This window comes from Streptomyces sp. NPDC051310 (assembly GCF_044455245.1).
Classification (GTDB): domain Bacteria; phylum Actinomycetota; class Actinomycetes; order Streptomycetales; family Streptomycetaceae; genus Streptomyces.
The window spans coordinates 123,771-137,770 of the sequence record NZ_JBITEO010000009.1 but is presented as its reverse complement, the minus strand read 5'-3'; the positions used below and the strand labels follow the sequence as shown (position 1 = coordinate 137,770).

Sequence of the window (14,000 nt, the reverse complement as noted above, 5' to 3'; positions counted from 1 at the left end):
CCCGGGGGAGAGGTGACGGAGTCGGCGTGCGTCCGCTCCACGGCCATGGCGTCCCGTCCCCGCTCCGGTACCGGCGGGGAGTTGTCCGTGGTGAGATCGCCGCCATGCCCGGAGGGAGCACAGGACGACAAGCGGCTGCCGTGAACCGGATGGCGGTCGGCGGGTAAAGAGAAGTGACCGCAGAGAGACACCGCAAGACGACGGCGCGGAAGTCCCCGGGCCGGCCGGGCCGTGAACCGCATTGCGGGCTGCGGGTGAAAGCAGGTGCCGGGTGAGCGGCCTCCGGCGAGCGGGCGGATTCACCTGATCCTGTCCGCCCGTTGCCTTCGGAGAACGCAACGACGTCTCGACCGGCCGATCTCCGTCCTTGAAATCCGCACACCATCCCATAGGGGGGAACCGTGCTCCGCGGAAGAACCACGCGTATCGCGCTCGTACTCACCATGACCGCCGCATCCGTCTCGCTGGGCGCCACGGCCGCCCAGGCCTACGAAGTATTCGGATGCAAGTACGCGGGCAGCGGGAACGACCTCAAATGGTCGAACGTCACCTCTGCTTACGCCTATTCGAACCCTGCGCAGACAGCGGTGAACGCATGGAATTCCAGTTCCACGCAGTTCAACTTCACCAACGTCAACAGCGGCGCCAACCTCCGGCTCGCCGACGGGAACTTCGGCTCCGGTGGTCTCTGGGGCGTGCTCCTGGACGCCGGCGGTGTGGACACAACGCAGGACAACCCGCTGGCCAAGTGCAGCGACGGCTACAGCAAGGGGTACTGGACCGAGACCAACACCGCCTGGGTGAACAGGTATTACCTGGACGACCAGCCCGGCTGGGCGAAGCAGTCGGTCTGGGTCCACGAAGTCGGCCACGCCCTGGGGCTCGCTCACACCGGGCCCAACAGCGGGGCTTGCGGCTCCGTGACCATGATGGACAAGTATGTCGACAATTACCTGCTGAGGTGCGGGATGTACGTGCCCACTCAGGACGACGTCAATGGAGCGAACGCCCTCTACTGAGCGGTCCGCCCGATCACCGAGAAGAGCTGACATGCTGAAGAAGACAGCCGCACTCGTCGTCCTGGCCGCGCTCGCCGTCACCGGCTGCAGCGCCACGACCGAGGCAGAGAAGAAATCCGCGCCGGTCCTGCACGCCTCCCTGCAGCACGAGTACAAAAGCCTGGCCGAGCTCCGGGAGGACAGCAGTCTCGTGGTACGCGTGACGGCCGCACACGCACGGGTCAGGACATTGCACACCGTGCCGTTCACCATCACGGAGGTGAAGGTGCAGGAGGTGCTGAAGGGAAAGACCGAGAACAGGACGCTGTCCGTGCAGCAGCTCGGCTCTCTCGAACTCGCTTCGCCGGATACGTCGCAGCTTCTCGAGAAGGGACGGGAATACATCCTTTTCCTGGAGCCGTACCACCTCGTCCCCGGCGACCACACCGGTCTGCACACCATCACAGGGGAACAAGGAATCTACGGCTACAGCTCGGAGAAGCAGGCCTACGAATATGCGAGCGGGAGCGAGGCTCGCGTCCCGAAATCCCTCACCCGCGTCCAGATATCCGCGCTGCAGCAGCCCGCGCGGTGACGCTTCTCGCCGGCCGCGGCTGACATCGCCGGACGGCGGCGCCCATGACGGGACTTCTCCCGTACGGCGCCGCCGTCCGGCGTGCTCCCGCGTACCCGCCCGGCCGTCGCGCCCGGAGCCGGGCCGTGCGAGGCGGGGGCCCGGCTCGCGGGACGGACCGGGCCCCGCGGGGCGGGCCCCCGGTCGTCAGGCGGGCAGCCGCGTGCGGGTCCCCGCGCCCTACGCGTACTTCTTCAGCTCGCGCCGCGCCAGCGACCGCTGGTGCACCTCGTCCGGGCCGTCCGCCAGCTTCAGCGTCCGGGCTGCGGCCCACAGCTCGGCGAGCGGGAAGTCCTGGCTCACCCCGCCCGCGCCGTGCACCTGGACGGCCTTGTCGATGATGTCGACCACGGCACGCGGGGTGGCGATCTTGATGGCCTGGATCTCGGTGTGGGCGCCCCGGTTGCCGACCGTGTCCATCAGCCAGGCCGTCTTCAGCACCAGCAGCCGCAGCTGCTCGACCGTCACCCGCGCGTCCGCGATCCACGCCTGCACCTGCCCCTGGGCGGCCAGCGGCTTGCCGAAGGCGGTACGGGAGGCGGCCCGGCGGCACATCAGCTCGATCGCCCGCTCGGCCATGCCGATCAGCCGCATGCAGTGGTGGATCCGGCCCGGGCCCAGCCGCGCCTGGGCGATGGCGAAGCCGCCGCCCTCCTCGCCGATCAGGTTCGCGGCCGGGACGCGTGCGCCGTCGAACACCACCTCGGCGTGGCCGCCGTGGGAGTGGTCCTCGTACCCGTACACCTGCATCGCGCGCCGCACCTCGACGCCGGGCGTGTCCCTGGGGACCAGGATCATCGACTGCTGACGGCGGATGTCCTCGCCGTCCGGGTCGGTCTTGCCCATGACGATGAAGATCCTGCAGTCCGGGTTCATCGCCCCGGAGATGTACCACTTGCGGCCGTCGACGACGTACTCGTCACCGTCCCGCCGGATCCGGGTCTCGATGTTCGTCGCGTCCGACGAGGCGACCTCCGGCTCGGTCATCGCGAAGGCGGAGCGGATCTCGCCGGCGAGCAGCGGCTCCAGCCACTGCTTCCGCTGCCGCTCGTCGCCGAACTGCGCCAGCACCTCCATGTTGCCGGTGTCCGGAGCCGCGCAGTTCAGCGCGGTCGGCGCGAGGTGCGGCGAGCGGCCGGTGATCTCGGCGAGCGGCGCGTACTGGAGGTTGGTCAGCCCGGCCCCGTACTCCGCGTCGGGCAGGAAGAGGTTCCACAGGCCCTGCCGGCGCGCCTCCGTCTTCAGCTCCTCGACCACGGCCGGTGTGTCCCACGGCGAGGCGAGCCGCTTCCGCTGCTCCTCCGCCACCGCCTCCGCCGGGTACACGTGCTCGTCCATGAAGGCGAGCAGCCTGGACCGCAACTCCTCGGTGCGCGCGTCGAATGCGAAGTCCATGGGGGTCAGCCTTCCTTGCTGCGGAGGGTGGACAGGCCGTGCTCGATGAAGACGGGGACCAGGTCGCCGATGCGGTCGAAACCGGCGCCCACGGTCTGCCCGAGGGTGTAGCGGTAGTGGATGCCCTCCAGGATCACGGCGAGCTTGAACCACGCGAACGCCGTGTACCAGGGCAGGGCTGAGACGTCGCGGCCGGAGCGGGCGGCGTACCGCTCGATCAGCTCGGCGGGCTCCGGGTGGCCCGGGGCGGCGGCGGTGGTGGAGACGGGGGAGTGCGGCAGGTCCAGCCGGACGCTGTACATGGCCAGCAGGCCCACGTCCGTCAGCGGGTCGCCGAGGGTGGACATCTCCCAGTCCAGTACGGCGTTGACCCGGTCGTCCTCGCCCAGCAGGGCGTTGTCCAGGCGGAAGTCGCCGTGCACCACGGTGGCGGCGGGCGATACCGGCAGCCGGCGGCCGAGGGTGGCGTGCAGTTCGTCGATGCCGGCCAGGTCGCGGCTGCGGGAGGCGTCCAGCTGCTTGCCCCAGCGGCGCAACTGCCGGTCCAGGAACCCCTCGGGGCGCCCGAAGTCACCGAGCCCCACGGCCTCGGGGTCCACGGCGTGCAGGTCCACCAGCGTGTCGACCAGGCCGAGGACGGCGGCCCGGGTGCGTTCGGCGCCCAGCGGGGCGAGCTGCTCCGCCGTGCGGTACGGGGTGCCCGGAACGAACTCCATGACGTAGAACGGCGCTCCGAGCACCGCCTCGTCCTCGCACAGCACCACCGGTTCCGGGACCGGTACGGCCGTGGGGTGCAGGGCGCTGATCACCCGGTGCTCGCGCTTCATGTCGTGCGCCGTCGCCAGCACATGGCCGAGGGGCGGACGGCGCACGACCCACCGGGACGTGCCGTCGGTGACGATGTACGTGAGGTTCGACCGGCCGCCCTCGACGATCCGGGCGCTGAGCGGTCCGCCCACCAGTCCGGGCCGTCGGCGGTCGAGGAAGCCGCGCAACTGCTCGGGATCGAGACCTGGCGGCGGGGCTGAGCTCATCGTTCGCACCTCCGGGGCGAAAGGACTGGCAGGTCGTACGGAGGCAGCATGACCGACCAGTCGGTATGTCGTCCAGTGCCGGACGGGAAAGGGTGTGCCGACCCCTGGCCGCGTGATCGTTCTCGTGAATATGGTTCACATATGAATCCCGTGCAGAGTGCGCTCCTGATCGAGGACGTCCGGCTGACCCCCCTCCTCATCGCCGACCCGCCCCTCCTCAACACCCAGGGCGTCCACCAGCCCTACACCCCACGGCTCGTCGTGGAGGTCGTCACCCGCGGCGGAGTCACCGGAGTGGGCGAGACCTACGGCGACACGGCGTATCTGGACCTCGCCCGGTCGCTCGCCGAAGCGCTGCCCGGATATCCGGTCACCCACGTGAACGGGCTGGCGCACCTCGCGGACCAGGTGTGCGGTGGCTCACCCGCCCCGGACGACGGGGTGGACGCGGCGGGACTGCGCGGCATCCGCACCGCCGACAAGCTGCGGCTCTCGGTCGTGTCCGCCGTCGAGGTCGCCTGCCTCGACGCGCTCGGCAAGGCCGTCGGCCTGCCCGTCCACGCGCTGCTGGGCGGCAAGGTCCGCGACACCGTCGAGTACAGCGCCTACCTGTTCCACCGCTGGGCCGAACACCCCGCCGGCGGCGAGCGGGACGACTGGGGCGCCGCCCTCGATCCGGCCGGGATCGTCGCCCAGGCCCGGCGTTTCGCCGGCGAGCACGGTTTCGGCTCGTTCAAGCTCAAGGGTGGCGTCTTCGAGCCGGACCGGGAGATCGCCGCCATCCGGGCGCTCGCCGAGGCGTTCCCGGGACGGCCGCTGCGGCTCGACCCCAACGGCGCATGGTCCGTGGACACCGCCCTGTACGTCACCGGACAGCTCGGCGGACTCCTGGAGTACCTGGAGGACCCGGTCAGCGGCACCGACCGGATGGCCGAGGTCGCCGCCCGCGGCGGCGTACCCCTGGCCACCAACATGTGCGTGACCACGCTGCCCGAGATCGCCGGGGCCTTCGCCCGCGACGCCGTCCAGGTGGTGCTCTGCGACCACCACTACTGGGGCGGTCTGCACCGGACCAGGGAACTGGCCGCGATCTGCCGGGCCCACGGGGTCGGCCTGTCCATGCACTCCAACACCCACCTCGGCATCAGCCTCGCCGCCATGACGCACGTCGCCGCGACCGTCCCGAACCTGGATCACGCGTGCGACAGCCACTACCCGTGGCAGACCGAGGACGTCCTCACCGCACGCCACGTCTTCGACGGCGGGCGCCTCACCGTCTCCGACGCACCGGGCCTCGGCATCGAACTCGACCGCGAGCGGCTCGCCGCGCTCCACCGGCGCTGGCTCGACGACGACGGCACGCTGCGCGAGCGCGACGACGCGGCGGCGATGCGGCAGGCCGACCCGGGCTGGGTCACGCCGGCCGTCCCGCGCTGGTAGCCACGGTCACGGTCGCGGCCACCCGGCGGCGCACCCGGCTCCGGGCCGCGGACTCAGGCGTGACAGGCGACCGGTACGCCGCCGTTCATCGCCGCCATGTCGCCGAAGACCGCCGCCACGTCGAGCGGCGAGCCCTCCGGCTCGCCGTTCAGCTCCGCGTACGCCCGGTGCACATTGGCCACCAGCCGCTCGCTCTCGCGCCACGCCGCGAACTCGCCCAGGTCCGCCTCGCGGGCCACCTCCAGCGGCGTGAGGCCCTTCGCGTGCCCCTCCTCGGCGAGCCGGGCGACGTAGCGCAGATAGCGCTCGGTCGCGTCGTACACCGAGGGGTCGGCGAGCGGCCCGTGCCCGGGCACCACCGTCCGCGCGCCGAGTGAGCGCAGCACCTCGACGGAGCGCAGCGAACCGCGCAGCGAGCCGGTCGCCAGGAACGGCGTCCCGCCGTTGAAGACGAGGTCCCCGGTGAAGACCACGGACTGCTCCGGCAGGTGGACGATCGTGTCGCCGGCCGTGTGCGCCACGCCCGGGTGGATCAGCCGTACCTCGGTGCCGCCCACGAACAGCGTGAGCCGCTCCTCGTACGTCAGTGACGGCGCCGTCACGCGGATGTCCCCGAAGTCGGTCTGCGGCCACAACAGATGCAGCTGGCGCCCCGCCGCGAGCACCTCGCGCCGGCAGGCCGCGTGGCCGACGACGGTCGCCCCGGGCGTGAAGACGGCGTTGCCGTAGGTGTGGTCGCCGTGGTGGTGGGTGTTCACCACGATCCCGGGGAGCGGGTCACCGTGCTCCCGCAGCGTCTCGCGCAGGTGCAGGGCGCGCCGCTCGGTGGCGGCGGTGTCCACCAGGACCGTGGTCCCGCCGTCGCTGACGAAACCGGCGTTGTTGAGGCACCAGCCGCCGTCGGGCTGGATGTAGGCGTGCACTCCAGGTGTGAGCTGCACGGTGTACGGATCGCTGGCAGGCATCGGTGCCCCTCGGGTCGTGGCCGAACTGGTCGGTCAGAGCCTGCCAGTCGGGCCGCGCCCGGCAGAAGGGGCCTCGCCGGGGCCCGGCGGCATCCGGAGGGGACGGGCCCTAGTGGTCGTCCCAGTGCCCGCCGTGGAAGGCGTGCCGGTGTCCGTCGTGCACGTAGTCGAGGTGGTCCCCGTGCGAGACGGCGGGGTGTCCGCAGCCCGCGCCGTGCTCGTGGGCGTGCCCGCTGTGGGCGATGTGCTCACCCGGTTCGCACTCGTCCCAGTGCCCGGAGTGCTCGCGGTGCAGGTGCCCGTCGTGGGAGTAGTCGAGGTGGTCGTTGTGGACGACGGCCTCGTGCCCGCAGGCCGGGCCGTGCTCGTGGTCGTGGGCGGAGTGTTCGCGGTGGAGGGGGACGGTCATGACGAGCCCCTTGCGGCGCCGGTACGGAGAATCGTGACACCTCCAGGCTAGCCCTTTTGTCATGGAAGATCCGTTCCGGCTTGCGCGGGGGCGGAACCGGCCGGAGGGTCGGACCATGAAGGCGATCAGTTTCCGCCGGTACGGCGGCCCCGAGGTCCTGGAGTACGGCGAGCGCCCGGACCCCAAGGTCGGTCCGGACAAGGTGCTCGTCCGGGTGCGGGCCGCCGCCGTGAACCCGGTCGACTGGAAGGTGCAGGCCGGCTACCTGGACACGGCCCTCGACGCCTTCTTCCCGGTGATCCCCGGATGGGACGTCTCCGGAGTGGTCGTCCAGCCGGGGATCGGCGTCACGGAGTTCGGCGTCGGGGACGAGGTCATGGGGTACGTGCGCGAGGACGTGGTCTGCCACGGCACCTTCGCCGAGTACGTCGCCGCCCCCGTCCGCACGCTCGCCCGCAAGCCGCGCACCCTCGGCTTCGAGGAGTCGGCGGCGCTGCCCCTGGCGGGCCTGACCGCGTACCAGGTGCTGCACCACGCCCTGCGGGTGCGCGCGGGGGAGACCCTGCTCGTGCACGCCGCCTCGGGCGGCGTCGGGTCGATGGCCGTCCAGATCGCCCGGCACCTCGGCGCCCGGGTGATCGGCGCGGCACGCGACACCGGCCAGGACCGGGTCCGCGAGTTCGGCGCGGAACCGGTCGCGTACGGCGACGGCTTCAAGGCCCGGGTCAAGGCCCTCGCCCCGCACGGAGTGGACGCCGCCTTCGACACCGTCGGCGGCCAGGTGCTCAAGGACACGGCCAACCTGCTCGCCCCGGAGGGCCGCCTCGCGTCCGTCGCGGACGGCGAGGTGATCGGCCTCGGCGGCCGCTACTGCTGGGTACGCCCCGACCCGGCCGACCTCGCCGCCCTCGCGGACCTGGCCGACCAGGGCGCGCTGACGGTACGCGTGGCCGCCACGTTCCCGCTGGAGAAGGCCGCCGACGCGCAGCGGGCGAACCGGGAGGGCGGCCTGCACGGCAAGGTCGTCGTCACCGTCGGCTGACCGGCCGGCCGCGCCTCACACCACCACGGCGACCGCGAAGGCGGCGAGCGCCACCGTGCAGGCCGCCGTCGCCACCGCGCCCCGCGGCGCCAGCGCCCGGGGCCGCGCCGTCCCCAGCGCCCGCATCCGGCGGTGGGCCAGCCCCAGGAACGCCAGCCACACCAGCAGCGACAGCGCCGAGCCCACGAGGCCGCCCGCCGTGACGTCGTCGTGCAGCGCCTGCCGGGCGGCCAGTACCGCGGCGACCGTCGCCGACAGCGTCGTACGCCGCCACGCGAGCCGCGTCCGCTCCGGCTGGAGCCCCGGGTCCCGCAGGTCGGGCGGCCCCGCCGCGCCACCGGCCGCCATCAGCCCCGCCATCCGAACAGCACGACCAGCACCATCGCGACGGCGACCACACCCACGGCCACGCTCAGCAGCGCGGGGAAACGGCTGACCGGCAGGTCCTCGCCCCGCCGCATCGCCCGCTCGCACCGGACCCAGTGGTTCACCGCCCGCAGGGCGCACAGCGCCCCGGCCGCCAGCAGCGCGAGCGCCATCCCGACCCGTACGCCCCACCGCAGGTCGGGCAGGAACTGGTCGACGGCGAACCCGCCCCCGACGAGCGCGAGCGCGGTGCGTATCCAGGCCAGGAAGGTGCGTTCGTTGGCGAGGGAGAAGCGGTAATCGGGCGTGTCGCCCTCGTCCCGGATCCGCTGCGGCGCGATCCACCACCGCAGCCCTCGCACGAAATCGCTCACTTGATCACCCTAACGGCGTGCCCCGCCGGCGGCACGCGCTGCCGCACCCGTGGCCGCTCGCCCGCCCCGCCCCGACGGCCGTGCCGTCCGCGTCACCCGGCGGTGCGGCCCGACCGGTACGCCCGCAGCCGCTCGTACGCGGCGAAGCCGTCCGGCACCCACTCCCAGTCGGCCAGCCGCGCCTCGACCTCGGACTCCGGAAGGAAGGTGTGCCAGGCGACCTCCTCGGGCTGTGGTGCCACGGGCAGCGTGCACCGCACCTCGTAGACGGCCGACCACCACGACCCGCGCCCGCCGCCGTCCTCGTACAGGAACCGGAACAGCGGCGTGGGGCGCGGCAGGCCGCGGACGCCCAGTTCCTCCTCCGCCTCCCGCAGCGCCGCCTCGTCGTAGCCCTCGCCCGCACCCACGACACCGCCCACGAACATGTCGTACAGGGAGGGATAGACCAGCTTCGTCGCGGTCCGGCGGTGGACGAAGAGCCGGTCCTCGGCGTCCCTCGCCAGGACGAACACGCAGCGGTGCCGCAGCCCCCGCGCGTACACCTCGCCGCGCGGGGCCCGCCCCACCACCACGTCGTGCTCGTCGACGACGTCCAGGACCTCGTCGGCGGGGGAGGGCGCGGGGGAAGCGGCCGAAGGGGGAGCAGGAGGAGTCATGCCGCCATGAAACCACCGGCCGCACCACCGCCCCGGCCCGGTACCCGGGCGGCTCCGGAGGGCCGGCGCGGGGTGCGTGCTCCCGCCCGCCGGCCGCAGCGCTGTCCGGCCCGGTGCGCGCCCTCGCCCGCCGGCCGCCTCGCCGCACATCGGCGCCGGCATTCCCGTCCGCCCTGTTGACGAGTTACCCGCGCGTACCGAAGATCGGAGCACCCTGCGACAAGGAAGAAGCCATGGCCTACGACGCTGATGTGATCGTGATCGGAGCGGGCCTCGCCGGCCTGACCGCCACCGCGGAGCTCGTCGACGCGGGACGCAGCGTCATCCTGCTGGACCAGGAACCGGAGCAGTCGATCGGCGGCCAGGCCCACTGGTCCTTCGGCGGCCTGTTCTTCGTCGACTCACCCGAGCAGCGCCGGATGCGCATCCGGGACAGCCACGCCCTCGCCCTGCAGGACTGGCTCGGCACGGCCGGCTTCGACCGCCCCGAGGACCACTGGCCGCGGCGGTGGGCAGAGGCGTACGTCGACTTCGCCGCTGGCGAGAAGCGGCCCTGGCTGCACCGGCAGGGCGTCCGTTTCTTCCCCGTCGTCGGCTGGGCCGAGCGCGGCGGGTACGACGCCACCGGGCACGGCAACTCGGTGCCGCGCTTCCACATCACCTGGGGCACGGGCCCCGGACTCGTCGCTCCCTTCGAGCGGCGCGTCCGCGGGGGCGTCGCCGCCGGACGCGTACAGCTGAGGTTCCGTCACCGCGTCACCGGGCTGGGCCGCACCGCGGGCGCGGTGGACACGGTGAGCGGCGAGGTCCTGGCGGCCTCGGACGTGGAGCGCGGCGCCGCGAGCAGCCGCGAGGTCGTCGGGGCGTTCGAGTACCGGGCCCAGGCGGTGATCGTCACCTCGGGCGGCATCGGCGGCAACCACGACCTCGTCCGCAGCCAGTGGCCCGAGCGGCTCGGCACCCCGCCCGAGAAGATGCTCTCCGGCGTACCGGCCCACGTCGACGGCCTGATGCTCGGCATCGCGGAGGCGGCCGGGGCCCACCACATCAACCGTGACCGGATGTGGCACTACACCGAGGGCATCGAGAACTGGAACCCGATCTGGGCCCGGCACGGCATCCGCATCCTGCCCGGCCCGTCCTCCCTGTGGCTGGACGCACGCGGCCGCCGCCTGCCGGTCCCGCTGTTCCCCGGCTTCGACACGCTCGGCACCCTGGAACACATCATGCGGTCCGGGTACGGCTACACCTGGTTCGTCCTCAACCGGCGCATCGTCGGCAAGGAGTTCACCCTCTCCGGCTCCGAGCAGAACCCCGACCTCACCGGCCGGTCCGTGCGCGGTGTGCTGGACCGGGCCCGCGCCGATGTCCCGGGGCCGGTCAAGGCGTTCCTGGACCACGGCGCCGACTTCGTCGTCGAGAAGGACCTGCCCTCGCTGGTGCGGGGGATGAACGCGCTCACCAAGGAAGCGCTGATCGACGAGGCCGACCTGCGCCGCGAGATCGTCGCGCGGGACCGGGAGGTCACCAACCCCTTCACCAAGGACCTCCAGGTCACGGCGATCCGCGGCGCCCGCAAGTACCTCGGCGACCGCCTGATCCGCACGGTGGCGCCGCACCGCGTCCTCGATCCGGCGGCGGGGCCGCTGATCGCGGTCCGTCTCAACATCCTGACCCGCAAGTCGCTCGGCGGGCTGGAGACCGACCTCTCCTCCCGCGTCCTGACCGCCGACGGCACGCCCCTGCCGGGCGTCTACGCGGCCGGCGAGGCCGCCGGTTTCGGCGGTGGCGGCGTCCACGGCTACCGCGCGCTGGAGGGGACCTTCCTGGGCGGCTGCCTCTTCTCCGGCCGTACGGCGGGCCGCGCGGCGGCGAAGGCGACCGGCTGAGCCCGGCCGGCCCGCCCGGGCCGGGTGCGCGGCGCCCGCGTCACCGGCGACCTGCCCCTGCGGCGTCCGCGTCACCGGCGACCTGCCCCTGCGGCGTCCGCGTCACCGACGGGCAGCGCCCGCGGCGTCCGCGCCCGCCGAACACTCCGTCAGGGGCGGTGGCGCAGCGGGTGGTCCTCCGGTACCTCCACGACCGCGATGCGCACCCCGTCCGGATCCGCGATCCACATCTCGATCAGGCCCCAGGGCTCCGTGCGCGGCGGGCGCACGATCTCCACGCCGCGCTCGCGCAGTTCCGCGTGGGCCGCCCGGACGTCGGCCACCTGGAGCCACAGCCGCATCCCGGGGGAGGGCGGGGTGTCGGAGCGGCCGGAGAGTTCGAGGAAGCCGCCGCCGAGGAAGTACACCGTGCCCCGCTCCGGGCCGGTCCCGAACTCCCGGTAGACGGCCAGGCCGAGCGCCCCGCCGTAGAAGTCGCGCGACCGCTGCGGGTCCACGGGGCTCAACAGGATCCTGCTGCCCAGTACATGCACCATGGCCCGAGCCTACGGCCCGCGACGGGCCGGCCCCGCCGACGCCGCAGGGGTGCGCGCGCCCCCGCCGGCCCGCGCACCCCGCGAGGCACCGTCGTGGTGCCCGGTCTACAGCACCAGCGACAGGAGCAGCACCACGGCGATCCCGACGACCGAGATGATCGTCTCCATCACGGACCAGGTCTTGACGGTCTGGCCGACGCTCATGCCGAAGTACTCCTTCACCAGCCAGAACCCGGCGTCGTTGACGTGGCTGAAGAAGAGGGAGCCGGCCCCGATCGCCAGCACCAGCAGCGCCGCGTGCGTCGTCGACATGTCGGTGGCCAGCGGGGCCACGAGTCCGGCCGCCGAGATCGTCGCGACCGTCGCCGATCCGGTCGCGAGCCGGATGGCCACCGCGATCAGCCAGGCGAGCAGCAGCGCCGGGATGGCCCAGTTCTCCGAGAGGTCCAGAATCATCCCGCCGACGCCCACGTCGATGAGCGTCTGCTTGAAGCCGCCGCCCGCGCCCACGATCAGCAGCACGCCCGCGATGGGGGCGAGCGACGTCTCGACCGTCGAGGAGATCCGCTCCTTGGTGAAGCCGGCCGCCCGGCCCAGGGTGAAGAGGCCCACGAGCACCGCCGCCAGCAGGGCGATGAGCGGCGAGCCGACGACGTCGAAGACCCGCTGGACGTGGTTCTCCGGATCGTCGACGACGATGTCCACCAGCGCCTTGGCCAGCATCAGGACCACCGGCAGCAGCACCGTGGCGACGGTGGCGCCGAAGCCCGGCCGCCGCTCCAGCTCCTCCGACGGCCGCTGGGGGATCATGCGGTCCGGTGCCGGGATGTCCACCCAGCGGGCCGCGTACCGCGAGAACAGCGGTCCGGCGACGATGACCGTGGGGATGGCGACGACCACGCCGAGCGCCAGCGTCACGCCCAGGTTCGCGCCGAGCGCGTCGATCGCGACGAGCGGTCCCGGGTGCGGCGGGATCAGCCCGTGCATCACGGACAGGCCCGCCAGCGCCGGGACACCGATCCGCATCAGCGAGTAGTTGCCGCGCCGGGCGACCAGGAGCACCACCGGGATCAGCAGCACGATGCCGACCTCGAAGAACAGCGGCAGGCCGATCACCGAGGCGATCAGCACCATCGCCCACGGCATGGCCCGCCCGCTCGCCCTCGCGAGGATCGTGTCGACGATCCGGTCCGCGCCACCGGAATCGGCGAGCAGCTTGCCGAGGATCGCGCCGAGCGCGATGAGCACGCCCACACCCGCGACGGTGGCACCGAGCCCCTTGGTGAACGACGCGATGGTCGCGTCGAGGGGGGCGCCGGCGAAGGCGCCGAGCGCCAGCGAGCCTATGGTCAGCGCCAGGAAGGCGTGGAGCTTGAAGCGGGTGATGAGCAGGACGATGACGGCGATGCCCGCCAGTACGGCGATGCCGAGGTGGGCGTTGCCCGCCGAGGTGATCGGCTCGGTGGCGTCCGCTGCCAGCGTCTCGACGCTGAGACTGGTCACAGGGGGAGTCCTCGCGGCTTGGGGGAAGGGGATGGGTTGACGGATGTCGGGGAGACGGGGGCGTACGGCGGGCGGGCGGGCGTGGGGAGCGGGCAGCGAGAGCCGGCAGCCGGAGCCGGGACCCAGGGGCCGGGCGCCGACCAGCAGTGAAGAGCCGGGATCCGGCGGCCGTCCCGACGAAAACGCAAGGACGGACGGGTCAGACGGTGAACCGGCGCAGCGCGATGACGGCCCGGTCGGCGATGTCCTCGGGACCGCCCGCCACGTCGACCGCGACGCCCGCCTCGTCCTCGCCCAGCGGCTGCAGCGTCGCGAACTGCGAATCCAGCAGCGCGGCGGGCATGAAGTGCCCCGTGCGCGCGGCCATCCGCCCCTCGATCAGCGCCCGGTCACCGGTCAGGTGCAGGAAGACGATGCCCGGCGCGGCCGTCCGCAGCCGGTCGCGGTAGGAGCGCTTCAGCGCGGAGCTGCTGACCACTCCGCCGAGGCCGTCGCGGCCGTGCGCCCACCGCCCGATCGCGTCGAGCCAGGGCCACCGGTCGGTGTCGTCCAGCGGGACGCCCGCCGACATCTTGGCGATGTTGGCCTCGGGGTGGAAGTCGTCGCCCTCGGCGTACGGCACACCGAGGCGCTCGGCGACCAGCGGCCCGACGGTGGTCTTCCCGGTGCCCGCCACGCCCATCACGACGACGACTGGGGGTTTCTGCATGGGTGCTGCGCCTCGCTGTCTTCCTCGACATCGACTCGGGTCCGGCA

Annotated in this window: 15 protein-coding genes; 5 read left to right on the top strand and 10 right to left on the bottom strand. The window is 72.8% G+C overall.

The window, feature by feature from the left end; translation table 11 throughout:
* The first annotated feature begins 587 nt into the window (after positions 1-587).
* Positions 588-1,019: a matrixin family metalloprotease gene (locus ACIA79_RS15510; RefSeq protein ID WP_399428759.1), complete on the top strand. Its 432-nt coding sequence runs from the start codon at positions 588-590 to the stop codon at positions 1,017-1,019.
* Between the two features lie 31 nt (positions 1,020-1,050).
* Positions 1,051-1,593: a hypothetical protein gene (locus tag ACIA79_RS15505; RefSeq protein WP_399428758.1), complete on the top strand. Its 543-nt coding sequence runs from the start codon at positions 1,051-1,053 to the stop codon at positions 1,591-1,593.
* Positions 1,594-1,812: 219 nt separating this feature from the next.
* On the opposite strand, the gene ACIA79_RS15500 is transcribed toward ACIA79_RS15505, so the two are convergent.
* Complete coding sequence (locus ACIA79_RS15500) at positions 1,813-3,027, bottom strand: acyl-CoA dehydrogenase family protein (RefSeq protein WP_399428757.1); 1,215 nt, start codon at positions 3,025-3,027, stop codon at positions 1,813-1,815.
* A 5-nt stretch (positions 3,028-3,032) separates the two neighbouring features.
* The gene (locus tag ACIA79_RS15495) at positions 3,033-4,061 is read right to left on the bottom strand and encodes a phosphotransferase family protein (RefSeq protein WP_399428756.1); all 1,029 of its coding nucleotides are present in this window, start codon (positions 4,059-4,061) and stop codon (positions 3,033-3,035) included.
* 141 nt (positions 4,062-4,202) lie between these two features.
* Between ACIA79_RS15495 and ACIA79_RS15490 the strand changes: the two genes are divergently transcribed.
* Positions 4,203-5,501: an enolase C-terminal domain-like protein gene (locus tag ACIA79_RS15490; RefSeq protein WP_399428755.1), complete on the top strand. Its 1,299-nt coding sequence runs from the start codon at positions 4,203-4,205 to the stop codon at positions 5,499-5,501.
* Between the two features lie 53 nt (positions 5,502-5,554).
* On the opposite strand, the gene ACIA79_RS15485 is transcribed toward ACIA79_RS15490, so the two are convergent.
* A complete protein-coding gene (locus ACIA79_RS15485; protein ID WP_399428754.1) occupies positions 5,555-6,466 on the bottom strand; it encodes an MBL fold metallo-hydrolase in 912 nt (303 codons plus the stop codon).
* A 109-nt stretch (positions 6,467-6,575) separates the two neighbouring features.
* Positions 6,576-6,875, bottom strand: coding sequence for a hypothetical protein (locus tag ACIA79_RS15480; RefSeq protein WP_399428753.1), 300 nt, complete (start codon positions 6,873-6,875; stop codon positions 6,576-6,578).
* Positions 6,876-6,990: 115 nt separating this feature from the next.
* On the opposite strand from ACIA79_RS15480, the gene ACIA79_RS15475 reads away from it, so the two are divergent.
* Entirely contained in the window at positions 6,991-7,917 is a 927-nt protein-coding gene (locus ACIA79_RS15475; protein WP_399428752.1) for an NADP-dependent oxidoreductase, read from the top strand.
* 15 nt (positions 7,918-7,932) lie between these two features.
* Here ACIA79_RS15475 and ACIA79_RS15470 read toward each other — a convergent pair whose 3' ends face one another.
* The 3 genes from ACIA79_RS15470 to ACIA79_RS15460 form a co-directional block, all read right to left on the bottom strand.
* The gene (locus ACIA79_RS15470) at positions 7,933-8,277 is read right to left on the bottom strand and encodes a DUF202 domain-containing protein (protein ID WP_399428751.1); all 345 of its coding nucleotides are present in this window, start codon (positions 8,275-8,277) and stop codon (positions 7,933-7,935) included.
* Complete coding sequence (locus ACIA79_RS15465; RefSeq protein ID WP_399428750.1) at positions 8,265-8,657, bottom strand: YidH family protein; 393 nt, start codon at positions 8,655-8,657, stop codon at positions 8,265-8,267. The genes ACIA79_RS15470 and ACIA79_RS15465 overlap by 13 nt, the downstream gene beginning before the upstream one ends.
* Positions 8,658-8,749: 92 nt before the next feature.
* Complete coding sequence (locus ACIA79_RS15460) at positions 8,750-9,316, bottom strand: NUDIX domain-containing protein (protein ID WP_399428749.1); 567 nt, start codon at positions 9,314-9,316, stop codon at positions 8,750-8,752.
* Positions 9,317-9,549: 233 nt separating this feature from the next.
* Between ACIA79_RS15460 and ACIA79_RS15455 the strand changes: the two genes are divergently transcribed.
* On the top strand, positions 9,550-11,205 hold the full coding sequence (locus ACIA79_RS15455) for an FAD-binding dehydrogenase (protein WP_399428748.1): 1,656 nt from the start codon (positions 9,550-9,552) through the stop codon (positions 11,203-11,205).
* Between the two features lie 149 nt (positions 11,206-11,354).
* Here the strand turns inward: ACIA79_RS15455 and ACIA79_RS15450 are convergent, their stop codons facing one another.
* The 3 genes from ACIA79_RS15450 to ACIA79_RS15440 all read right to left on the bottom strand — a co-directional run bounded on the left by ACIA79_RS15450 (position 11,355) and on the right by ACIA79_RS15440 (position 13,953).
* Positions 11,355-11,741 carry a VOC family protein gene (locus ACIA79_RS15450; RefSeq protein ID WP_399428747.1) on the bottom strand — a complete coding sequence of 129 codons (387 nt, stop codon included), beginning with the start codon at positions 11,739-11,741 and terminating at the stop codon, positions 11,355-11,357.
* A gap of 105 nt (positions 11,742-11,846) precedes the next feature.
* The gene (locus ACIA79_RS15445) at positions 11,847-13,244 is read right to left on the bottom strand and encodes a gluconate:H+ symporter (RefSeq protein ID WP_399428746.1); all 1,398 of its coding nucleotides are present in this window, start codon (positions 13,242-13,244) and stop codon (positions 11,847-11,849) included.
* Positions 13,245-13,443: 199 nt separating this feature from the next.
* Entirely contained in the window at positions 13,444-13,953 is a 510-nt protein-coding gene (locus ACIA79_RS15440; protein ID WP_399428745.1) for a gluconokinase, read from the bottom strand.
* Positions 13,954-14,000: the final 47 nt, after the last annotated feature.